At 65.5% G+C, this 22,032-nt stretch carries 25 protein-coding genes; 11 read left to right on the forward strand and 14 right to left on the reverse strand.

The window, feature by feature from the left end; genetic code table 11:
• The first annotated feature begins 12 nt into the window (after positions 1–12).
• From shn_RS14265 to shn_RS14275, 3 genes are read left to right on the forward strand one after another with little or no spacing between them, the layout of a single operon-like run.
• A complete protein-coding gene (locus tag shn_RS14265; protein WP_064330996.1) occupies positions 13–207 on the forward strand; it encodes a hypothetical protein in 195 nt (64 codons plus the stop codon).
• An 11-nt stretch (positions 208–218) separates the two neighbouring features.
• Positions 219–1,673, forward strand: coding sequence for a dihydropyrimidinase (gene hydA, locus shn_RS14270; protein WP_064330997.1), 1,455 nt, complete (start codon positions 219–221; stop codon positions 1,671–1,673).
• Positions 1,670–2,044, forward strand: a complete 375-nt coding sequence (locus shn_RS14275; RefSeq protein WP_064330998.1) for a hypothetical protein — start codon at positions 1,670–1,672, stop codon at positions 2,042–2,044. Before hydA ends, shn_RS14275 begins: the two co-directional genes overlap by 4 nt.
• Before the next feature lie 215 nt (positions 2,045–2,259).
• Here the strand turns inward: shn_RS14275 and shn_RS14280 are convergent, their stop codons facing one another.
• Positions 2,260–2,673 (reverse strand): cupin domain-containing protein, encoded by a 414-nt coding sequence (locus shn_RS14280; protein WP_064330999.1) that lies wholly within the window; start codon positions 2,671–2,673, stop codon positions 2,260–2,262.
• Between the two features lie 122 nt (positions 2,674–2,795).
• Between shn_RS14280 and shn_RS14285 the strand changes: the two genes are divergently transcribed.
• From shn_RS14285 to shn_RS14320, 8 genes are all read left to right on the forward strand, one after another.
• Positions 2,796–3,599 carry an ABC transporter ATP-binding protein gene (locus shn_RS14285; protein WP_064331000.1) on the forward strand — a complete coding sequence of 268 codons (804 nt, stop codon included), beginning with the start codon at positions 2,796–2,798 and terminating at the stop codon, positions 3,597–3,599.
• On the forward strand, positions 3,599–3,934 hold the full coding sequence (locus shn_RS14290) for a hypothetical protein (protein WP_064331001.1): 336 nt from the start codon (positions 3,599–3,601) through the stop codon (positions 3,932–3,934). The genes shn_RS14285 and shn_RS14290 overlap by 1 nt, the downstream gene beginning before the upstream one ends.
• A gap of 3 nt (positions 3,935–3,937) precedes the next feature.
• Complete coding sequence (locus shn_RS14295; RefSeq protein WP_064331002.1) at positions 3,938–4,822, forward strand: ABC transporter permease; 885 nt, start codon at positions 3,938–3,940, stop codon at positions 4,820–4,822.
• Positions 4,819–5,688 carry an ABC transporter permease gene (locus shn_RS14300; protein WP_064331003.1) on the forward strand — a complete coding sequence of 290 codons (870 nt, stop codon included), beginning with the start codon at positions 4,819–4,821 and terminating at the stop codon, positions 5,686–5,688. Before shn_RS14295 ends, shn_RS14300 begins: the two co-directional genes overlap by 4 nt.
• A gap of 25 nt (positions 5,689–5,713) precedes the next feature.
• A complete protein-coding gene (locus tag shn_RS14305; RefSeq protein WP_064331004.1) occupies positions 5,714–6,706 on the forward strand; it encodes an ABC transporter substrate-binding protein in 993 nt (330 codons plus the stop codon).
• Positions 6,707–7,023: 317 nt separating this feature from the next.
• Positions 7,024–8,229 (forward strand): efflux RND transporter periplasmic adaptor subunit, encoded by a 1,206-nt coding sequence (locus shn_RS14310; RefSeq protein ID WP_084438020.1) that lies wholly within the window; start codon positions 7,024–7,026, stop codon positions 8,227–8,229.
• 198 nt (positions 8,230–8,427) lie between these two features.
• Positions 8,428–11,739, forward strand: a complete 3,312-nt coding sequence (locus shn_RS14315) for an efflux RND transporter permease subunit (RefSeq protein WP_064331005.1) — start codon at positions 8,428–8,430, stop codon at positions 11,737–11,739.
• A gap of 149 nt (positions 11,740–11,888) precedes the next feature.
• Positions 11,889–12,569 (forward strand): Crp/Fnr family transcriptional regulator, encoded by a 681-nt coding sequence (locus shn_RS14320; RefSeq protein WP_064331006.1) that lies wholly within the window; start codon positions 11,889–11,891, stop codon positions 12,567–12,569.
• A 21-nt stretch (positions 12,570–12,590) separates the two neighbouring features.
• Here the strand turns inward: shn_RS14320 and ureG are convergent, their stop codons facing one another.
• From ureG to shn_RS14385, 13 genes are all read right to left on the reverse strand, one after another.
• A complete protein-coding gene (ureG, locus tag shn_RS14325; protein ID WP_064331007.1) occupies positions 12,591–13,202 on the reverse strand; it encodes an urease accessory protein UreG in 612 nt (203 codons plus the stop codon).
• A gap of 94 nt (positions 13,203–13,296) precedes the next feature.
• The gene (locus tag shn_RS14330) at positions 13,297–13,968 is read right to left on the reverse strand and encodes an urease accessory protein UreF (protein WP_064331008.1); all 672 of its coding nucleotides are present in this window, start codon (positions 13,966–13,968) and stop codon (positions 13,297–13,299) included.
• Complete coding sequence (gene ureE, locus shn_RS14335; protein ID WP_084438025.1) at positions 13,961–14,431, reverse strand: urease accessory protein UreE; 471 nt, start codon at positions 14,429–14,431, stop codon at positions 13,961–13,963. The genes shn_RS14330 and ureE overlap by 8 nt, the downstream gene beginning before the upstream one ends.
• Before the next feature lie 105 nt (positions 14,432–14,536).
• Positions 14,537–15,370, reverse strand: a complete 834-nt coding sequence (locus shn_RS14340) for a GGDEF domain-containing protein (protein WP_064331009.1) — start codon at positions 15,368–15,370, stop codon at positions 14,537–14,539.
• A gap of 141 nt (positions 15,371–15,511) precedes the next feature.
• Complete coding sequence (ureC, locus tag shn_RS14345; protein ID WP_064331010.1) at positions 15,512–17,218, reverse strand: urease subunit alpha; 1,707 nt, start codon at positions 17,216–17,218, stop codon at positions 15,512–15,514.
• 2 nt (positions 17,219–17,220) lie between these two features.
• Positions 17,221–17,913, reverse strand: a complete 693-nt coding sequence (locus shn_RS14350; protein WP_064331011.1) for a hypothetical protein — start codon at positions 17,911–17,913, stop codon at positions 17,221–17,223.
• An 11-nt stretch (positions 17,914–17,924) separates the two neighbouring features.
• Positions 17,925–18,359, reverse strand: coding sequence for a lysozyme inhibitor LprI family protein (locus shn_RS14355; RefSeq protein ID WP_371328565.1), 435 nt, complete (start codon positions 18,357–18,359; stop codon positions 17,925–17,927).
• A 1-nt stretch (position 18,360) separates the two neighbouring features.
• A complete protein-coding gene (locus tag shn_RS14360) occupies positions 18,361–18,666 on the reverse strand; it encodes an urease subunit beta (RefSeq protein ID WP_064331012.1) in 306 nt (101 codons plus the stop codon).
• Positions 18,667–18,676: 10 nt separating this feature from the next.
• On the reverse strand, positions 18,677–18,931 hold the full coding sequence (locus tag shn_RS14365; protein ID WP_064331013.1) for a DUF1272 domain-containing protein: 255 nt from the start codon (positions 18,929–18,931) through the stop codon (positions 18,677–18,679).
• Between the two features lie 4 nt (positions 18,932–18,935).
• The gene (locus shn_RS14370; protein WP_064331014.1) at positions 18,936–19,238 is read right to left on the reverse strand and encodes an urease subunit gamma; all 303 of its coding nucleotides are present in this window, start codon (positions 19,236–19,238) and stop codon (positions 18,936–18,938) included.
• Positions 19,239–19,335: 97 nt separating this feature from the next.
• Positions 19,336–20,187 (reverse strand): urease accessory protein UreD, encoded by an 852-nt coding sequence (locus tag shn_RS14375; RefSeq protein ID WP_064332613.1) that lies wholly within the window; start codon positions 20,185–20,187, stop codon positions 19,336–19,338.
• 208 nt (positions 20,188–20,395) lie between these two features.
• On the reverse strand, positions 20,396–21,514 hold the full coding sequence (locus shn_RS14380) for a branched-chain amino acid ABC transporter substrate-binding protein (protein ID WP_064331015.1): 1,119 nt from the start codon (positions 21,512–21,514) through the stop codon (positions 20,396–20,398).
• Between the two features lie 112 nt (positions 21,515–21,626).
• On the reverse strand, positions 21,627–21,971 hold the full coding sequence (locus tag shn_RS14385) for a DUF6867 family protein (RefSeq protein ID WP_064331016.1): 345 nt from the start codon (positions 21,969–21,971) through the stop codon (positions 21,627–21,629).
• Between the last annotated feature and the right edge of the window lie 61 nt (positions 21,972–22,032).

Here is a 22,032-nt window from a genome sequence, read left to right on the forward strand (position 1 = left end):
GGGAGAAGCAGCATGGCAGGCAAGTCCGTTACCTTTGTCTTCACCGGCCCCAAAGCTGAGGAAGCCGCAGAAGCATTGTGGGTACAATATCTCGATGGTGGCCTCGATGAGGAGATCGAAGCGCGCCTGCTTCAGCAGGGTGTCGGAGAAACTGAATACGAATGGGATGTCGACACACGCACTGTCACCATTTCCACCAAGCAGTAGAGGACAGCGCAATGAGCACAGTCATCAAGGGCGGAACCGTCGTTACCGCGGACCTCACCTACAAGGCGGACGTCAGGATCGAGGGCGGGAGGATCGTCGAGATCGGCCCGGACCTTTCCGGCGACGAGGTGCTGGATGCGGCGGGCTGTTATGTCATGCCGGGTGGAATCGATCCGCATGTGCATCTCGAAATGCCCTTCATGGGCACCTATTCGGCCGATGATTTCGAGAGCGGCACGCGCGCCGGCCTTGCCGGCGGAACGACCATGGTGGTCGATTTCTGTCTGCCCGATCCGGGCCAGTCGCTGCTCGACGCGCTGAAGCGCTGGGACAACAAGTCGACCCGCGCCAATTGCGACTATTCCTTCCACATGTCCGTGACCTGGTGGGGCGAGCAGGTCTTCGACGAGATGAAGGCGGTGGTCGAGGAGAAGGGCATCAACACCTTCAAGCACTTCATGGCCTACAAGGGCGCGCTGATGGTGAACGACGACGAGATGTTCGCCTCGTTCCAGCGCTGCGCCGCGCTCGGCGCTCTCCCCCTCGTTCATGCGGAAAACGGCGACGTCGTCGCCGCCATGCAGCAGAAACTGATGGACGAGGGCAACAACGGGCCGGAAGGCCACGCCTATTCGCGCCCGCCCTCCGTCGAGGGCGAGGCGACGAACCGCGCCATCATCATCGCCGACATGGCGGGCGCGCCGCTCTATGTCGTGCACACCTCCTGCGAACAGGCGCACGAAGCGATCCGCCGCGCCCGGCAGAACGGCATGCGCGTCTATGGCGAGCCGCTGATCCAGCACCTGACGCTCGACGAGAGCGAATATTTCAACAGGGATTGGGACCATGCCGCCCGCCGCGTCATGAGCCCGCCCTTCCGCAACAGGCAGCACCAGGATTCGCTCTGGGCCGGCCTTGCGAGCGGCTCGCTGCAGGTGGTGGCGACGGACCACTGCGCCTTCACGACGGACCAGAAGCGCACCGGCGCCGGCGATTTCCGCAAGATCCCGAACGGCACCGGGGGCCTGGAAGACCGCATGCCGATGCTCTGGACGCACGGCGTCAACACCGGCCGTCTGACGATGAACGAGTTCGTCGCCGTCACCTCCACCAACATCGCCAAGATCCTCAACGTCTATCCGCGGAAGGGCGCGATCCTCGTCGGCGCGGATGCGGATATCGTCGTGTGGGATCCCAAGCGCTCGAAAACCATCTCGTCGAAGAACCAGCAGTCCTCGATCGACTACAACGTCTTCGAGGGCAAGGAAGTGGTGGGCCTGCCACGCTACACGCTGACGCGCGGCGTGGTCGCCATCGAGGAATCGACGGTCAAGACCCGTGAGGGGCACGGCCAGTTCGTCAAGCGTGAGCCGTTTGCGGCCGTCAACAATGCGCTGTCGACCTGGAAGGAGATCACCGCGCCGCGCAAGGTGGAGCGCAGCGGCATTCCGGCGAGCGGCGTATGATCCGCGCCGGCCGCCTCGCCCTTCTCCTCGGCATCGTTCTCGCCGGTCCGGCGGGGGCGGCGGCCGACATCGTCGATGGCAGCTATGGCGACGCGGAAGGCTGCCGCTACGCCGAGACGGGCGAAGCCTCCGGCGCCGATTTCTTCTTCCTGTTGAACAAGGAGGGCGTTACCACCGCCGCCGCCTATTGCGAGTTCAAGGGCGAAGGCAATCGGGTGGGCGGCGCTACGAAGGTCGCCGCCGAATGCCACGAGGAAGGATACGAGGAAACCACACCCTTCGAGCTGACGCTGACGCCCGACAATGGCGGCTACACCGTGAGCTTTCCGGACGGCACGCGCTGGGGGCCGCTGATGCGGTGCAAGATGTGAGGGGCCTGCAAACAGCATTTACCCCCCTCTGTCCTGCCGGACATCTCCCCCTCAAGGGGGGAGATCGGAAGGCCGGTCCGTTTTCCCGGATCATACAGGCATCGCTCGCGACAAGCGCGCATTCTGGTTTGGGGGATGATCAGCGCTCCCAGCCGATCTCCCCCCTTGAGGGAAAGATGTCCGGCAGGACAGAGCGGGGTGCGTTCCCCCGCCGCCTAAATCGCAACCAGCGCCTCGAGATGTGGCAGAAGCACCACGCTCTCCTGCTCGTGGGGATCTGTCCGGGCGATGACGGCCGAGGCCGGCGCGTCGGAGAGATTGGCCGGCAGGTGCGGCACGCCGGCGGGGATGTAGAACATCTCGCCCGCCCGGACGACGACATGGTTCTCCAGACGCTCGCCGTACCAGGTATGCGCCTCGCCGGAGAGCATGTAGATCGCCGTCTCGTGGCTCTCGTGCATGTGCGCCTTCGCCCGCCCGCCCGGCGGGATCGTCAGGAGATGCATGCAGATGCCGGAGGCGCCCACGCTCTCGCGAGCAATGCCCTCGAAGTAGCTGAACCCCTGTTTTCCGTCATAGGTGCCGCCCGGGCGAACCACCCGGCATTCGGCCTTTCGTTCCTCCGCCATCGTCTCTTCCCCCGGATCCAGCGTGAGAATTCCGTGCCCAAAGTGATACCGCAGACAATGCCGATTGCAATGCTGAGAATGGACATGCAGTCTGCCGCAACCCGCGCCGAAGGATGACTGCCATGTCCCACGCCACGCCTTCCAGCACCGTCGTTTCAGCAAAGGACCTCGGCCTCACCTTCCAGACCGCCGACGGCCCGGTGACGGCGCTGACCGGAGTCGACCTTGCCGTCGGGAAGGGCGATTTCGTCTCCTTCATCGGCCCTTCCGGTTGCGGAAAGACGACCTTCCTGCGCGTCATCGCCGATCTGGAGAAGCCGACCTCCGGAAAGATCACCGTCAACGGCATGACGCCGGAAGAGGCGCGCCAGCGCCGCGCCTATGGCTATGTCTTCCAGGCCGCCGCGCTCTATCCCTGGCGCACCATCGAGAAGAACATCGCCCTGCCGCTGGAGATCATGGGCTATTCGAAGGCCGACCAGCAGGCCCGCATCGAGCGCACGCTCGATCTCGTCAACCTTTCGGGCTTCGGCAAGAAATATCCCTGGCAGCTCTCCGGCGGCATGCAGCAGCGCGCCTCGATCGCCCGGGCGCTGGCCTTCGACGCCGATCTGCTCCTGATGGACGAACCATTCGGCGCGCTCGACGAGATCGTGCGCGACCATCTCAACGAACAGCTCCTGAAACTCTGGGCGCGAACCAACAAGACGATCTGCTTCGTCACCCACTCCATTCCCGAGGCCGTCTATCTCTCGACGAAGATCGTCGTCATGAGCCCCCGCCCTGGCCGCGTCACCGACGTGATCGAATCGCCCCTGCCGAAGGAGCGCCCGCTCGGCATCCGCGAAACCCCGGAATTCCTCGAAATCGCCCATCGGGTGCGTGAGGGCCTGCGCGCGGGGCACAGCTATGAGGAGCACGTTTGATGAAGCTCTCCTATGTGCTCTGGCTCTTCGGCGCGACGGCCGTCTTCATCAGCGCGGCGACCGCCTCGCGCGCCTATATCGGCACGACGAACATCCTCTACCTGCTGTTCTCCCTGACGCTCTATGTCGTCGGCAACCTGATGATGCTGAAGCTGATGCGCGAAGGGGGGCTCGGCATCGCCATCTCGCTTTCCGCCATCACCCAATTGCTGCTGATCAACGTCATCGCCTTCCTGTTCTTCGGCGAGCGGCTGAGCAGCACCCAGCTTGCCGGCGTCGGCCTCGGCATTCTCGCCATGGGGCTGATGCTGATGCCCTCCCCGGCGCGGAGCTGAGCCATGGGTGAGGCAAGCTTTTTCCGAGACCGCCTGCTTCCGATAAGCACCGTGCTGCTCGCACTCGTCGCCCTCTGGTACGTCTTCGTCGTCGTGCTCAACGCGCCCTTCGAGCGCGACCAGGCGGCGCGCGCCGGCGGGACGATCGGCTTCGCGGAACTGCTGCCGAAAACCATGGCGCAGGAGCGGCCGGTGCTGCCGGCGCCGCACCAGGTCTTTGCCGAACTGTGGGACACGACCGTCAACAAGGCGGTGACCTCCCGGCGCAGCCTCGTCTACCATGCCTGGATCACGCTTTCCGCGACGCTGGTCGGCTTTGCCATGGGGGCCCTGCTCGGCATCCTGCTCGCCATCGCCATCGTGCACAACCGCGCCATGGACCGTTCGTTGATGCCCTGGGTCATCGCCAGCCAGACGATCCCCATCCTCGCCATCGCGCCGATGATCATCGTGGTGCTGAATGCGATCGGCATTTCCGGCCTGATGCCGAAGGCGCTGATCTCGACCTATCTTTCCTTCTTCCCGATCGTCGTCGGCATGGTGAAGGGGCTGCGCAGCCCGGAACAGATCCAGCTCGACCTGATGCACACCTACAATGCCTCGTCCGCGCAGACCTTCTGGAAGCTGCGCTGGCCCGCCTCCATGCCCTATCTCTTCACCTCGCTGAAGGTGGCGGTCGCCATCTCGCTGGTCGGCGCCATCGTCGGCGAATTGCCGACCGGCGCCGCCGCCGGCCTCGGCGCGCGCCTGCTCGCCGGCTCCTACTATGGCCAGACGGTGCAGATCTGGGCCGCGCTCTTCATGGCGGCGGCGGTGGCGGCGCTGCTGGTCATCGTGGTGGGCTTCGCCCATGGCCTCGTCCTCAAGCGCATGGGGGCACGGGCATGAACCTTTCCATCCTCCTTGCGACCATCGTCTTCTGGCTCGCCGCCTGGGCCTTCAACGAATGGCTGGTGCGCCAAAAGTTTTCGAGCCCGGCCGCGAACAGCGCCGCCCGCCTCGCCGTGCCGCTGGTCTTCGGCATCACCATCCTCGTGCTGTGGGAAGGCGCGGTCCGCGGCTTCGCCATCCCCTCCGTCCTGCTGCCGCCACCGAGCATGATCTGGGCGCGCCTCATCAGCTCCCTTCCGACGCTCTGGGCCGATTTCCGCCAGACCTTCCTGAAATCCGTGCTCGTCGGCTATGCGCTCGGCTGCGGCCTCGGTTTTTTGGTCGCGATCCTCATCGACCGCTCGCCCTTTTTGCAGAAGGGGCTGCTGCCGCTCGGCAATTTCGTTTCGGCGCTGCCGGTCATCGGCGTGGCGCCGATCATGGTCATGTGGTTCGGCTTCGACTGGCCGTCGAAGGTCGCCGTCGTCGTCATCATGACCTTCTTCCCCATGCTGGTGAACACCGTCTCCGGCCTTGCCGCGACCAGCCACATGGAGCGCGACCTGATGCGCACCTACGCCGCCGACTGGTTCCAGACGCTGATAAAACTGCGTCTTCCCGCCGCCTGGCCCTTCATCTTCAATGCGCTCAAGATCAATTCCACGCTCGCGCTGATCGGCGCGATCGTCGCCGAATTTTTTGGAACGCCCATCGTCGGCATGGGTTTTCGCATTTCCACGGAAGTGGGGCGCATGAATGTCGACATGGTCTGGGCCGAAATCGCGGTCGCCGCGGTGGCTGGCTCCGCCTTCTACGGGCTGGTCGCGCTGATCGAGCGGGCCGTCACGTTCTGGCATCCGTCTGTCCGCGGTGGGCAGGCGTAAAAGAAGAAAGAAAGAGGGAACTGACATGAAAAAGACGACCGCATGCACGCTTCTGGCAAGCGCCTTCTCGCTTGCCGCATTCCAGGCGGAGGCCGCCGACAAGGTGACGCTCCAGCTCAAATGGGTCACGCAGGCCCAGTTCGGCGGCTATTACGTCGCCAAGGACAAGGGCTTTTACGAGGAGGAAGGCCTCGACGTCGATATCAAGCCGGGCGGCCCGGACAGCGCGCCCGCGCAGGTGATCGCCGGCGGCGGCGCCGACGTCATCGTCGACTGGATGCCCTCCGCCCTTGCCGCCCGCGAAAAGGGCGTGCCGCTGGTCAACATCGCCCAGCCCTTCAAGTCCTCGGGCATGATGCTGACCTGCTTGAAGGAATCCGGCGTCAAGGGGCCGGAGGACTTCAAGGGCAAGACGCTCGGCGTCTGGTTCTTCGGCAACGAATATCCGTTCCTCTCCTGGATGGCGCACCTGAAGATCCCGACCACCGGCGGGCCGGACGGCGTGACGGTCCTGAAGCAGGGTTTCAACGTCGATCCGCTGATCCAGAAGCAGGCCGCCTGCATCTCCACCATGACCTACAACGAATACTGGCAGGTCATCGACGCCGGCATCAAGCCGGAGGACCTCATCACCTTCAAATACGAGGACCAGGGCGTCGCGACGCTGGAAGACGGTCTCTACGTGCTGGAGGACAAGCTGAAGGACCCGGCCTTCAAGGAAAAGATGGTGAAGTTCGTGCGCGCCTCCATGAAGGGCTGGAAATATGCCGAGGAGAACCCGGACGAAGCCGCCGACATCGTTCTCGAAAACGATTCGACCGGCGCGCAGACCGAGGCGCACCAGAAGCGCATGATGGGCGAAATCGCCAAGCTGACCGCCGGCTCCAACGGCGCGCTCGACGAGGCGGACTACAAGCGCACCGTCGCCTCGCTGCTGGCCGGCGGCTCCGATCCGGTCATCTCCAAGGAGCCGGAAGGCGCCTGGACGCACGAGGTCACCGACGAAGCGCTGAAATAATCGACGCCTTATGCCAAGCCAAGCGTGCGGGGCCTTGCCCCGCACGTTGTGTTTTGCGGCTGTAGAAATCCATGGCTCCCTGCGACAGCCCGTCGCGATTGCCATGGAAATGCCAAACGCCTAAAATAATGAGGCACCATTTCGTTGCCTCTTGTAAGGGCAAGGCGCGCCGATTACATAGACCGCAGCGGGAGCGTGGAGGAGCTGGGGAGCCGTTCCGTGTCCGCCATATAGCTAGGGAATAGGGTCCGGCAAGAACCTCAAGAACAACGCCCGGACCGAGATCATAAAGTCATGCTTTTGGGAAAGTTCGGCCTATGGCTTCTGGACGCAGGAAAATACTCTCTTTTTCCGTCGCGACATTCTTGGCGGTGACCCCGCTTTTCGCCTTCGCCGCCGATCCGGCCGAAGGTGAAGCCGACAAGCAGCAGACGCAAAACCTCCCGGCAATCGTCGTCACCGCCGCCGAGACGCGCACCCTCGTCGACCGCGTGCTTGCCACCGGCTCCGTCCAGGCGGTCGAGGATGTCTATGTCACGCCGCTCGTCGACGGCCTTTCCATCCGCACGCTTGCCGCCGACGTCGGCGACCGGGTCGAGGCGGACGGCACGCTCGCCACGCTGAACGATGATGCGCTGGTTCTGCAGAAGAGCCAGACCGAGGCTTCGCTTGCCAAGGCGAATGCCGCCCTCGCGCAGATCCGGGCCCAGCTCGTCGAGGCCAAGGCCAATGCCGACGAGGCCGTGCGCGTCCGGGACCGGGCCCAGCGGCTCGTCAGGTCCGGCTCGCAGTCGCAGGCCGCCGTCGACCAGGCCGTTGCCGCCGCGGATGCGGCGCTCGCCCGCGTCAATTCCGCCGAACAGGCCATCGCCGTTTCCCAGGCCGACATCAAGGTCGCCCAGTCGCAGATCGACGATATCGACCTGAAGCTCGCCCGCACCGCGGTGAAGTCGCCGGTCGCCGGCATCGTCTCGGCCCGCACGGCCAAGGTCGGCGCCATCGCCAGCGGCGGCGCCGCACCGCTCTTCACCGTCATCCGCGACGGCGAGATCGAGCTGAAGGCCGACGTTTCCGAGGACGGCATCCTCAAGCTCGCACCGGGCCAGAAGGCGACCGTCACGCTCGCCGGCGGAGCCGCCACGCTCACCGGCACGATCCGTCTCATCGAGCCGACGCTCGACCCGCAAAGCCGCCTCGGCCGCGTCTATATCCGCTTCGACGAGCCCGGCAAGGCACGCGCCGGCATGTTCGCGAGCGCCGAAATCGTCGTCGAGGAGAAGCAGGGCATCGTGCTGCCGCTTTCCGCCGTCACCACCGCAGGCGGCAAGACGGTCGCCCGCAAGGTCGAGAACGGCGTGGTCACGCTGGTACCGGTCGAGACCGGCATCCAGGACGGCCAGGTGATCGAGATCGTCAGCGGCCTTGCCGCCGGCGACGAGGTGGTTGCCAAGGCCGGCGCCTATGTGCGCGACGGCGACCGCGTCAATCCGGTGCATGCCGTGCAGGCATCGGCCACGAAATGAATTATGAAGGCTCCGCTGTGGCGGAGCCGCTTCCGCCCAAGGCGGAAAATGCCGGGCTGGGGCGCCCGGTCGCATGGCGGGTGATCCGGGAAGGGGCCGGATGCCTGGAGCAGGTCCGGCCAAGGCGCGCCATGGTTTGCGCCCGGAACTGCAGGCACACATAAGAACGTCTGGTCTCTTACCGAGGACTTTGGGGACATGAATTTTTCAGCTTGGTCCATTCGCAATCCGATTGCGCCGCTGCTCGCATTCTTCCTGTTGATGTATGTCGGCATCCAGTCCTTCTATGCCCTGCCGATCACGCGCTTCCCCAATATCGACGTTCCCCTCATCGCCATCACCGTGGAACAGAGCGGCGCCGCCCCGGCCGAGCTGGAGGTCCAGGTCACCAAGGAGATCGAGGACGCGGTCGCCGGCATCGAGGGGGTCGACGACATCATGTCGACCGTCACCGACGGCAGTTCGGTCACTTCCGTGCTCTTCGAGATCGAAAAGCCGACCAACCAGGCGCTACAGGACGTCAAGGACGCGATCGACCGCATCCGCAGCGACCTGCCGGCCTCCGTGGAAGAACCCGTCGTCACCAAGATCGACGTGGAAGGCCAGGCGATCCAGAGCTTTGCCGTCTCCTCGCCCAACATGACGCTCGAGGAGCTCTCCTGGTTCGTCGACGACAAGGTCAAGCGCGCCTTGCAGGGCCGGCCGGGCATCGGCAAGATCGACCGCTTCGGCGGCGCGGACCGCGAGGTGCGCATCGATCTCAATCCGGGCAAGCTCGATTCCTTCGGCATTTCCGCCGCCGACGTCAACCGGCAGATCCGCAGCATGAATGCCGATGTCGGCTCGGGCCGCGGCCAGGTCGCCGGCGCCGAGCAGGCGATCCGCACGCTCGGCGACGCCCGCTCCGTCGAAAAGCTCAACAGCACGATGATCGCCCTACCGAACGGCCGCTTCGTGCGGCTTTCCGAGCTCGGCATGGTCACCGACACCTATGAGGAGCCTCGCTCCTTCTCGCGCTTCAACGGCAATCCGGTCGTCACCTTCGCCGTGTTCCGTTCGAAGGGCGCCAGCGAAGTGACGGTCGCCGAATCCGTCGCCACCTCGCTCGACACGGTGCGCAAGCAATATCCCGATGTCTCGATCGACCTCGTCGACGACGCCGTCTACTTCACCTATGGCAACTATGAAGCGGCGCTGCACACGCTGCTGGAAGGGGCCCTCCTCGCCGTCGCGGTCGTGCTGCTCTTCCTGCGCAACTGGCGGGCGACACTGATCTCCGCCGTGGCGCTGCCGCTCTCGGCGATCCCCACCTTCTTCGTCATGGACATGCTCGGCTTCTCGCTGAACCTCGTCTCGTTCCTGGCGCTGACGCTGGCGACCGGCATCCTCGTCGACGACGCGATCGTGGAGATCGAGAACATCGCCCGGCATATCCGCATGGGCAAGACGCCCTACCGGGCCGCGATCGAGGCTGCCGACGAGATCGGCCTTGCCGTCATCGCGACGACCTTCACCATCATCGCGGTCTTCGTGCCGGTCTCCTTCATGCCGGGCATTCCGGGCCAGTACTTCATCCAGTTCGGCCTGACGGTCGCGGTGGCGGTGTTCTTCTCCCTTGCGGTGGCACGCCTCATCACCCCGGTGATGGCCGCCTATCTCATGCGCTCCGGCGATGCCGACGGCCATGGCGAGGAGAAGGAAGGCGCCTTCATGCGCTTCTATACCTGGCTGATCGGCAAGACGACGGGCACATGGTATGCCCGCTATGCGACGCTCTTTGCCGCCATCGCTTTCCTCGTCGGCTCGGTGATGCTGCTTTCCACCGTGCCCGGCAGCTTCCTGCCGCCGGAAGACGCCTCCCGCATCGTTCTCTCCGTCGAGCTGCCGCCGGATGCGATGCTTGACGATACCGACCGCACCACCACGCAGATCTATGAACGGATCAAGGGCATCGACGGCGTGGAAAGCGTCTTCGTGCTCGGCGGCTCCTCGCCGAAGGGCGACCTCGAACTGCGCCGCGCCTCGGTGACCGTCATCCTCGACAAGCTCGAACATTCCCTCACCCACAAGCTGGTGAACGACGTCGCCGGCCGGATCCCGGTCATCGGTCCTTATCTTCCGAAGGTGGAGGCGAAGGGCCGCCTGCGGCCGCAATGGGACATCGAGCGGGAGATCTTCGCGGACCTGCGCGACATTCCGGACGTGCGCATCATCAAGCTCAACGATCGCGGCGAACGCGACCTTGCCTTCAACCTCCTGTCCAACAACGAGGCGGACCTCAACAACACCGTCGCCGTGCTGGAATCGAAGCTGCGCGCCGATCCGGTTCTGGCCAATGTCAGCTCCGAAGGCTCGCTGCCGCGGCCGGAACTGCAGATCCGCCCGCGGGACGACCAGATGGCCCGCCTCGGCATCACCACGGCGCAGATCTCGGAAATCGTGCGCGTCGCCACGATCGGCGACATCGATTCCCAGCTCAGCAAGGTCTCGCTGGACGATCGCCTGATCCCGATCCGCGTTCAGGTCGACCGCACGTTCCGTGCCGACCTCTCGGCCATCCGCAACCTGAAGATCCAGACGGCGAGCGGTCAGATCGTGCCGCTGTCGAGCGTCGCCGACATCGACTATTCAGAAGGCCCGAGCTCGGTGAAGCGGCACAACCGCAACCGCGTCGTCTCGGTCGGTTCAGACCTCAAGCAGGGCGTGGCGCTCGACACGGCCACCGCCCGCTTCAAGGAGATCGCCAACAGCATCGACATGCCGCCGACCGTGCAGTTCGCCGAGAGCGGCGATGCCGAGATCCAGGCGGAAATGCAGCAGTCCTTCGCCAATGCCATGCTGCTCGGCCTGCTGCTCGTGCTGATGGTGCTGATCCTGCTTTTCAAGGACGTGATCCAGCCGTTCACGATCCTTCTGTCGCTGCCGCTCGCCATCGGCGGCGTGGCCGCCGGCCTGATCCTGACGCAGAACGCGCTGTCCATGCCCGTCCTCATCGGCATCCTCATGCTGATGGGCATCGTGACAAAGAACGCCATCCTGCTCGTCGACTTCGCCATCGAGATGATGCACCACGGCATGGAGCGGGTGCACGCGATGATCGAGGCCGGCCGCAAGCGCGCCCGTCCCATCGTCATGACCTCCATCGCCATGTCGGCGGGCATGCTGCCCTCGGCGCTCGGCGTCGGCGAAGGCGGCTCCTTCCGCTCGCCCATGGCGATCGCCGTCATCGGCGGCATCATCGTCTCGACGGTGCTCTCGCTCGTCGTCGTGCCGTCCTTCTTCCTCATCATGGACGATCTGTCCCGCCTGCTCGCCTGGACCTTCGGCCGCTTCATCGGCAAGAAGGACGATGAATTGCTGGCCATGGAGCCGGAAGCGCTGACCCGCCTTGCCGATCAGACCAGCCGCGATGTCGCCGACCTCGAAAAGCGCATCGAGGCGCTCGAGAAGAAGAACGGCGGGCGAAAACCGTTCAACGTGGTGCATCACTCGCCGCTCGCCGCGGAATAGTCGCCAGGCGAAACAAACGGCCGGTCCGACAGGCGTCGAACCGGCCGTTTTCGCGTTCATTGATCGAAATCAAATAAGACTTCCCCTTCCTCGACTATCGTTCTTTCATCGAAGACCGATGATGCCTGCGGGAGCATGGAGTGAGATCGATGAACAGGCTGATGAAACCCGGTGCCCGGGAGCGGGAAACCCTGCTGAATTCCGGCCTCCTTTCCGCCCTTGGCGTGGAGAGCGTGGCGGCGATGATGGAGATAGCGGCCATCGGAAACCTGCCGCCGCGTCAGTTGCTGTTTCGCGAGGGTGAGCCGGCGGACATGCTGCATTCCGTTCTCTCCGGCTATGTGCGCGTCTACAAGCTCGACCCGGACGGCCGGGAAGCGGATGTGGAACTCTACGGTCCCGGCGACCTGATCGGCGCCAGCGTCGTGCTCGACGGCGGCCGCTACGGGGCAACCGCCCAGGCCGCCGAGCCCTCCCTCATCGCCCGTTTCGATCTGAAGCGCGTGCGCGACATCGCCGGGCGGCGGCCGGATCTGGCGATGGCGCTCGCTAATGCGCTGACCGGCCAGTTGGCGCGGGCCTTTGCCAGCCTTGCCGACGACCGCCTGCACACAGCGCCGCAGCGCGTGGCGCGCTACCTGCTCGCCCAGTGCCCGGTAGACAAGGCCACCAGCTTCCGCCTGCCCTATCAGAAGAGCCTGCTGGCCGGCAAACTCGGCCTTGCGCCCGAGGCGCTGTCGCGCGCCTTCTCCATGCTGCGGGGCCATGGCGTCAATGTCCGCGGGCGCCTCGTCCATATCGGCGACCCCGACGCCCTTCGCCGGATCTGAAATACCGTAGCCGGGGCGGGATCAGAGCCCGCCCTCGACGCGCAGGAAGTCGACGATTCGTCCGACGCCCTCCCCCCGCTTCATATCGGAAAAGACGAAGGGCCGGGCGGCGCGCATGCGTTCGGCGTCGCGCTGCATGATATCGAGATCGGCCCCGACATGGGGGGCGAGGTCCTTCTTGTTGATGACGAGCAGGTCCGAGCGCGTGATGCCCGGCCCGCCCTTGCGCGGGATTTCCTCCCCCTGGCAGACCGAGATGACATAGATCGTCAGGTCCGCAAGATCCGGCGAGAAGGTGGCGGCCAGGTTGTCGCCGCCCGATTCGATGAACACCACGTCGAGATCGGGGAACCGCCGGTTGAGGTCGGCAATGGCCTGGAGGTTGATCGAGGCGTCCTCGCGGATCGCCGTATGCGGGCAGCCGCCCGTCTCGACGCCGACGATGCGGTCCGAAGGCAGCGCCTGCATGCGCACCAGCGCCTCGGCATCCTCCTTCGTGTAGATGTCGTTGGTGACGACGGCGACGGAATAGTGCTCGCGCATCGCCTTGCAGAGCTTTTCGGTAAGCGCCGTCTTGCCCGAGCCGACGGGACCGCCGATGCCGACGCGCAGGGGACCGTTCTTCGATGTCATGGGAAACCTCCGGAAGATCCGGGATGGCCGGCCGGGAACGCCGCCACCCCGTCATTGAAAATCTGCGCCGCGCCGCGGGCCGCCGCAAGCGCCGTCATGAGCGGAACAGCCGCGTCGCCAGCGTCTCGTGCCGCAGGCTGGCGATATCCGCCCGGATGGTGGCCGAGCCGAGATCGTCGAGCGTCGAGCGGGCGGCGGCCGATGCAAGCGTGAGGATCGGTTCCTCCAGCTCGGCCAGCAGCGCCACGCCGCCCCGCTGGCCGACGACGCCGCAGCGGATGGCGACCGAGACGAGGTTCGAGGCGACCGCGTGCAGATAGGCGGTAAGCGCCGCCTCGGCCGCAATGCCATGGCCGCCCGAAACGGCGCCGACGGCCACCGGATAGGCAGCCGCGGCCCCGAGCGCCGCCAGCACCGGATGCGGCCAGCTCGCCGCGGCGGCGAGGAAGGCCTCGCCCTGCAGCATGGTCTCGCGATGCCGCTCCGCCGAACCGGACAGCGCCTCCGCGAGTTCAGCGACCGCCGCCAGCCGCCCGGCCTCGCCACAGCCGCGATGCGCCTCGGCGAACAGCACCGTATCGTTCCAGAGATTGCCATGCGCCAGGAGGCTCGAAAGCCAGGCGCCGAGCGTTTCCGCATCCCTGACATCGCCGTCGTCCACCACCTGTTCCAGGCCGCCGGAATAGGAGAAGGCGCCGACCGGAAAGGCCGGCGAGAGCCAGGTCATCAGGCGCAGCAGCGCCGCGGGCGACGCCGTGTCAGCCATGGCCGTGGTGGTGGTGTCCGTGTCCCGTGCCGTAATAGGCGCCGCGCAACGGATGGAAGGGTTCGACGACGTCCCGCACCGCAGCGCCAAGCCCCGTCAGCATGTCGCGGATGACGTGGTCGCGCAGGATGAGGATGCGGGCGTCCTCGATCTGCGCCGGCAGGTGCCGGTTGCCGAGGTGCCAGGCAAGCTCGACGAGATGCAGCCGATCCTTCGGCGTCACCTCATAGAGTTCCTCCGCGGCGGCGATGACCTCGATCACCTCGCCTGCTTCGGTGAGCAGGAGATCGCCGTGGGCAAGCTGCACCGGCTCCTTGAGATCCAGCATCACGACATCGTCGCTGCGCATGTGCAGGAGCTTGCGGCGCACATGGCGCTGGTCATGCACGAGCACGACGACATCGATGGGCGTGCGGGTACCGCCGGTTCCGTGCGGCAGGATTTCCGTGGAGCGATGGGGCAAGGGGCGGCCTCGGGTCTGATGGATCAAGTGCCGCCGACAAAAGCATGTTTGCCCTGCCAAGGAAACCGCCGAAGCACGGCATACGTCATTTGGCGTAGGCCGCCGTCAGCGCCGGCGCCCGCCGGCCGCGACGCGGCGGCTCGGCTCCAGCAGCCCCTCGCCCTCGTCCTCGTGGATCGTCCGGTCGCGGCCGAGCGACTTGGCGAGATAGAGCGCCCGATCCGCGGCCTCGAAGACCGCCTCGAACCGCCGGCCGACGGGCCGGTCGGCGATACCGGCCGACAGCGTGACGCCGAGCGGACCCTTGGCGCCCGTGACCCGGCGCGCGGCAACGGAACGGCGCGCTTCCTCCACCAGCAGGCTGCAATCCCCGCGGTCGTCGTTCTCGATAAAGACGGCGAATTCCTCGCCGCCCAGGCGCCCGACGAGATGGGGGGACGCGAACACCCGCTCCAGCTCCTCCGCGACGGCGACGATGACGGCATCTCCCACCGCATGGCCATGCACGTCGTTGACGAGCTTGAACCGGTCGACATCGAACAGCACGAAGAAACCGTTGAGCTTCTTCTCCGCCATATCCTCGATGAAGGCCCGCCGGTTCAGCAGGCCCGACAGCGAATCCAGCCGGCTGAGCCGCTCGAACTTGGCGCGCGACAGCGCCATTTCGTGGATCGCCATTCCCATAAGCCAGGCGATCAGGGCCGATACGCTCGCTGCGATCAGCACCGTCGTGGGGGTGCCGAAACTGAGGGCAGAGGCAAAGGGATAGGGGAGAAGATGGAAATTCGCGAGGATTGCCGCGACCATCAGATAGGCCGCGGTGGCGAGCGTGATGGCCACCAGGACGGTGTTCAGCACGAACATCGAAATATCGGCCCGTGTCTGGAAGACACCCGCCTCCCACTGGGCCCTCAGCCAAAGGGCCAGCCTGCCACGCATAAATCTCTCCACAATGAACAAGGAGACCCTACGGCACTTTCTTTCAGATTCAGCTAATACCTTCGCTAGAAGTTTAACTGCCTCGTTTTGAAACTTCCGTTAAGGAATTTTGCGGGAAGGCCGGGCCGGCTGCACGATCGCCTAAAAAAGGAAATAGCGCTGCGCCATGGGCAGCACGGTCGCGGGCTCGCAGGTCAGCAATTCGCCGTCGGCCCGCACCTCGTAGGTCTCCGGGTCCACCTCGATATGCGGCGTCAGGTCGTTCAGCACCATCGAGGCCTTGGAGATGGCGCGGGTGTTGCGCACCGGCAGGAGCTGCTTGGCGACGCCGAGGCGCTCGCGCAGGCCGAGATCGATCGCCGCCTGCGAGACGAAGGTGACGGAGGAATTGGTGCGCATCTTGCCGAAGGCGCCGAACATCGGGCGGTAGTGCACCGGCTGCGGCGTCGGGATCGAGGCGTTCGGGTCGCCCATCGGCGCCATGGCGATCACCCCGCCGAGCAGCACCATGTCCGGCTTCACGCCGAAGAAGGCCGGGTTCCACAGCACGAGGTCCGCCCGCTTGCCGACCTCGATCGAGCCGATCTCGTGGCTGAGGCCATGGGCGATCGCCGGGTTGATCGTGTATTTCGCGATATAGCGGCGGATGCGCAGGTTGTCGTTCTCGCCCGTCTCGCCGGCAAGGCGGCCGCGCTGGCGCTTCATCTTGTCGGCGGTCTGCCAGGTGCGGATCGCCACTTCCCCGACGCGGCCCATCGCCTGGCTGTCGGACGAGATGATCGAGAAGGCGCCGATATCGTGCAGGATGTCCTCCGCCGCGATCGTCTCCTTGCGGATGCGGCTCTCGGCAAAGGCGATGTCTTCCGGGATCGACGCCGACAGGTGATGGCAGACCATCAGCATGTCGAGATGCTCGGCGATCGTGTTGACCGTGTAGGGCCGCGTCGGATTGGTCGAGGACGGGATGACATTGGCATGGCCGCAGACCTTGATGATATCCGGCGCATGCCCGCCGCCTGCCCCCTCGGTGTGGAAGGCATGGATGGTGCGGCCCCTGATGGCGGCCATCGTGTCCTCGACGAAGCCGCTTTCGTTCAGCGTGTCCGTATGGATCATCACCTGCACGTCGTAATCGTCCGCGACGGAAAGGCAGCAGTCGATCGCCGCCGGCGTCGTGCCCCAATCCTCGTGCAGTTTCAGCGCAGAGGCCCCGGCCTTCACCATTTCCTCGATGGCCGCCGGCAGCGAGGCATTGCCCTTGCCGGCGAGCGCCAGGTTCATCGGAAAGGCATCGAAGCTCTCGATCATGCGCTCGATATGCCAGGCGCCGGTGCAGGTGGTGGCGAGCGTACCATGCGCCGGGCCGGTGCCGCCGCCGAGCATCATGGTGATGCCGCTCGCCAGCGCCTCCTCGATCTGCTGCGGGCAGATATAGTGGATATGGGCATCCATGCCGCCCGCCGTGAGGATCTTGCCCTCGCCCGCGATAACCTCCGTCGAGGGACCGACGACGATGGTGACGCCGGGTTGCGTATCCGGGTTGCCCGCCTTGCCGAGGGCGGCGATGCGGCCGTCCTTGAGGCCCACATCGGCCTTGAAGATGCCGGTATGGTCGATGACCAGCGCATTGGTGATGACCGTATCGACGGCACCTTCGACACGCGTCGCCTGGCTCTGGCCCATGCCGTCGCGGATGACCTTGCCGCCGCCGAACTTCACCTCGTCGCCATAGGTGGTGAAGTCCTTTTCCACCTCGGCGAAGAGCTCGGTATCGGCAAGGCGCACCCTGTCGCCGATGGTTGGGCCGAACATGTTGGCATAGGCGGCGCGGGACATTCTGTAGGACATGGTCAGCTTCCCCGGGAGACAGGAGTCGTGTTCATATGGTCTGGAGCCTTGCCGGCCGGAGCGGCATCGCTCCGGAGTCGGGAATGCTCCAGTCGATCGAGGCGGCCGGCGGCGACCTGGGCATCCACCCAGCGCCGTTCCGCGGCAAAGGGGTGCCATTGCCAGCCCTCATGGCCGAAGCCGGCGATGGAGACGCGCTCGCCCGCCTTCGCGACGCTGTCGAGCACATGGGCGATGACGATCAGCCCGGAGCTCGGCACCACATAGGGCGGCGGGTCGAAGGCGGCCAAGGCCGCATCGAGCGCATGGTGCACCGCGGCCGGGATCACAGCGAGCCGCCGGCCGGTGGCGCGCGCGAACGTCTCGAAGCCGAGCGTGTAATCGTCGCAGAAATCGTCGAGATCGGGATGGCTCTCGGCAAGGGCCGGGCGCATGGCGGCGAACATTTCCGCCGTCCGCACGCACCAGATCTCGCGCGCCTGCCGCACGGCGGCACTCGTCTTCCACCGTCCGCCGCCCAGCATCGCCAGGGCCGGACGGCCGGTATTGCAGACGGCGACGATGTCGGTCCGTTCGCCGCCGCGCCCCATGGAGCGGCAGTCGTTGAAGCGGATCACGACATCGGCGGCATCGATCGTCTCGGCGAGCCCTTCGGGCACGGGGCCGTTTCCGACGATGGCAATCCTGCGCGACACCGCCAGCCTCCTCAATTTCCGGAGATCGCGGAGACGGCCTTCAGTTCGGCCGTGCGCTTGCGTGTCAGATCGGCAAGGCAGCCGGAGACCAGCATCGGCTCCATCGAGCCGCCGCGCGCCTCGAAGCCGGCCAGTTCGCACTGGCCGTCCCGGTAGCCGATCCAGGCGCGCTGGGCGCGCTTCAGCGCATCGACGGCGCCGACATAGTGCTCGCCCATCTCCCCGGCCTGTTCGTCCATCTCGCGTGCCGCGGCCATGGCCGCCTTGTAGGCGGCATTCAGCTCGCCGTCGGCAGCCAGGTAGTCGCGGTCGGCGCAGATGTTCATCTCGATCTGCGCCTGGGCGTTTTCGCAATCGACCTCCGGCTCGCCGTCCTGGGCGACGGCCAGCGGGGCGGAGAGCAGAAGAAACGCCGCGGCGAGCATGAGGCGGAAGCGCGTTACCATGTCAGAGCTTCCCCATCACGCCCTGGCGGAAACCGTAGATCTCGCGCTTGCCGGCAAAGGGGACGAGATGGACCGTGCGGGTCTGTCCCGGCTCGAAGCGCACCGCCGTGCCGGCGGGGATGTCGAGGCGCAGGCCCCGCGTCTTCTCCCGGTCGAAGGCGAGGCCCGGATTGGTCTCGTAGAAATGGTAGTGGCTGCCGACCTGGATCGGCCTGTCACCGGTATTGGAAACGTCGAGGGTGGTGACCGGCAGGCCGGCATTGAGTTCGATATCGCCTGAAGCGGCGATGACTTCACCGGGAATCATGGCTCTTTCCTCACGCTGCTGCGGCCGGCCCGCAGCCTTCGGCTTTCAGGACCCGCCTGGTGGATGCCGGATATTTTGCGAGCAGTGCCGCGGGCCGGATCGGCCGGCGCACGAAGTCGCCGCCGCAGTTCGGGCAGACACCGCCCAGAACGGTCGTCACGCAATCGGCGCAGAAGGTGCATTCGAACGTGCAGATCATCGCCTGCGGGCTTTCCGGCGGCAGGTCGCGGTCGCAGCATTCGCAGTTCGGTCGAAGGTCCAGCATGGTCTCACCTGATCGGTTCGTGCACGGTCACGAGCTTCGTGCCGTCGGGAAAGGTCGCCTCGACCTGGATGTCGTGGATCATCTCGGGAATGCCCTCCATCACCTGGTCGCGCGTCAGCACATGGGCGCCCGCCTCCATCAGCTCGGCGACGGCCCGGCCGTCGCGCGCGCCCTCGACGACGAAATCGGTGATCAGCGCGATCGCCTCGGGATGGTTGAGCTTCACGCCGCGCTCCAGCCGCTTGCGCGCCACGATCGCCGCCATGGCGATCAGCAGTTTGTCCTTTTCGCGGGGGGTCAGGTTCATGGGCGGTCCATCGCTTGATTCCTATCGTGCGATACTAAGCAGGGGTTTTGCGCGCACGACATACGCAAAACAGGAACCCGGCGCGAAACCGCGCGGATCAGAGAGTCCAGACTTTCGGCACGCCAGCGCCACCACGCAAGTGCGAAATGATCGGGATGAGCTTTTTTCTGAGCGCAAAGCCATCGGGCGCGACGAGGCGCAGGACCAGCTTGTCCTGCCACTGGCTGGCGCCGCCCTCCCCATCGGCCAAAAGCCGGCGCAGCGGCGCCAGATGCGCCTCGGCAGCCCGGCCGCAGAAGAGCACGGTCGCGAAGGCACGGGCGCCGGCCAGCACCGCCCCCTCGCCCGCCAGCGTCGCAACCTCGCCGGCAAGGGCGGTTTCCTCCGCATGGACCAGCCGGCCGGCGCGGCGGATGCGCCAGCGATCGCGGAAAAGCCCCGTCTCCATCCGCTCCCCCATCGCCTTTCGGCCGAGCAGGATGGCCTCGACCGCGAGGAACGTGGCGTCCTCGGCAAGATCCACCTCCAGCCGGCGGCTGAGCGCCGCCCGATCGAAAAGAATGGTCTCCTGCGGCAGCCAGTCGACCCGCGCCCCCGCGCCGACGGCAATGCGGGTTTCGACCGTCGCCGTGGCGGCATGCGCCTTGTAGGCGCGTTCGCAGGCCTGCGTCGTCGCCGTCAGGCGCGTTCCGGCCCGGGCCTCCAGGTCCCAGGCGATATGGTCCCCGCCGGTGAGCCCGCCGGCCGTGTTGATCAGCACCGCCTCCATCGCACCGTCGAAGGTCTTCGGCAGACGTATCTTGGCGCAGCCATCCTGGAAGAGCACGTCAAGCCGCGTGCCGTCGGCAGAGGCCTTCGCAGCCAGCCGCCCATGTCCGCGCGCGCGCTGCAGGCGCCCGGAAAGAGCGTTGCCTTCATGACCAGATGGTGGTTCCGCATAGACGTTCATGGCATTCGATACCGGATGTTGGGACATGGGCCGCGCCCAGTCATCCCTTGTTGCACGTTCCATCAGGGCGCCCTGCCGCGCAAGCCCTGCCCGACGCCACATCGCCGTCGCAAAGTCCGGCCGGCGACAAAAAAGCCCGGCACGAAGGCCGGGCTCAAGGTCGAGCGGCCGGGCGGCGTGCAATGCGCCGCCCGTTCCGTCGGAACGATTATTCGTTCTCCACGTAGGTGTACTTGCCGTCTTCACCCTTCTTCCAGGTGTACATGACGTAGTCCGGACGGGTGATGTCGCCCTTTTCGTCGAAGCCGAGCTCGCCGATCGCGGTCTGGAACGGACCGTTGGCCTTGATGGCTTCCGCGATTGCCTGCGGGTCGGTGCCGCCGGCAGACTTGGCGCCTTCAGCGATGACCTGAACGGCAGCATACGCATAGAGCGTGTAGGCTTCCGGCTCGAAGCCGGCAGCGCGGAACTTCTCGACGAGATCCTTGGCGGCCTCGTTCTTGCGCGGATCGGGAGCGAAGGTCATCAGCGTGCCGTCGACGGCGTCGCCGGCGATGGAGGCCAGTTCGTTCGAAACGATACCGTCGCCCGAGATGAAGGTGGCCTTCAGGCCCTGGTCGGCGGACTGGCGCTCGATGAGGCCGAACTCGGTGTGCAGGCCGCCCCAGTAGACGACCGTTACGCCGGCTTCCTTCATCTTCGCGATGAGAGCGGAGAAGTCCTTGTCGCCGACATTGACGCCTTCATAGATGGCTTCGGTGATGCCGGCTTCGTTCGTCGCCTTCTTGGTTTCGTCGGCAAGGCCCTGGCCGTACGGCGTCTTGTCGTGCAGGACGGCGACCTTGGCGTCCTTGAAGTTCGCCGCGATGAAGGCGCCTGCGACGGCACCCTGCTGGTCGTCACGGCCGCACACGCGGAACGTGTTCCACAGGCCGCGCTCGGTATAGGTCGGGTTGGTCGAGGCCGGGGAAACCTGCAGCACGCCGTTTTCAGCGTAGATTTCGGATGCCGGGATGGAAACGCCCGAGTTGAAGTGGCCGACCACGAACTTCACACCGTCGGCAACGAACTTGTTGGCGACCGAAACGCCCTGCTTCGGATCGGAAACGTCGTCGCCGAGCACGATCTTGACCTGCTCGCCGTTGATGCCACCGGCTGCGTTGATGTCGGCAGCGGCCTGCTCGGCACCCTTCTGAAGCTGCGCGCCGAAGGCGGCGTTCGGGCCGGTCAGCGGGCCGCCGACGCCGATCAGGATGTCGGCCCAGGCGCTGCCGCTGAAGGCGACCATTGCAGCCAAAGCAACAGCCGACATGAGAGACTTCTTCATATTGTTACTCCCAAATTTAAAAGCGGGCTCGTTTCAACCGGTCGCAACACCCGCATCATTGCGCCGATATCGTTATGCCGCGCCCGAAAACCGGGCGCGGGCTTCCCTCTGGTTATTTCGCTTTCCAGGAAAAGGGCGATGCCTTTTCATAGAGCCAGTAGTAGTTGTTGGTCATCTGCCGCGTGCGGTAATAGCGGTAGCCGAGCGTAGCAAACAACAAAAGCACGACGGTGTCCACGACATAGTATTGCACCGTCAGCATGGTGCCGTGGAACAGCGCGTGGTGGATGAAACGGATCGCCCCGCCGAGCAGAAGCACGTAAATCACCAGCGTCGTGTAGCTCTGCCAGTTCTCGGCGACGCTCTTTCCCGTGCGCCAGGCCGTCCAGCCGCCCATGATGACGGTGATGAACAGGAACTGCCAGATCGACGGTTCTTCGTAGAGAATTCCCTGCATAATACATACTCCCCTTACAGGGCCGGGCCTCCCGCAGGATATGCGCCAGCCGCCGTAAAAC

Source organism: Shinella sp. HZN7, assembly GCF_001652565.1.
Taxonomy (GTDB): Bacteria; Pseudomonadota; Alphaproteobacteria; order Rhizobiales; family Rhizobiaceae; genus Shinella; species Shinella granuli.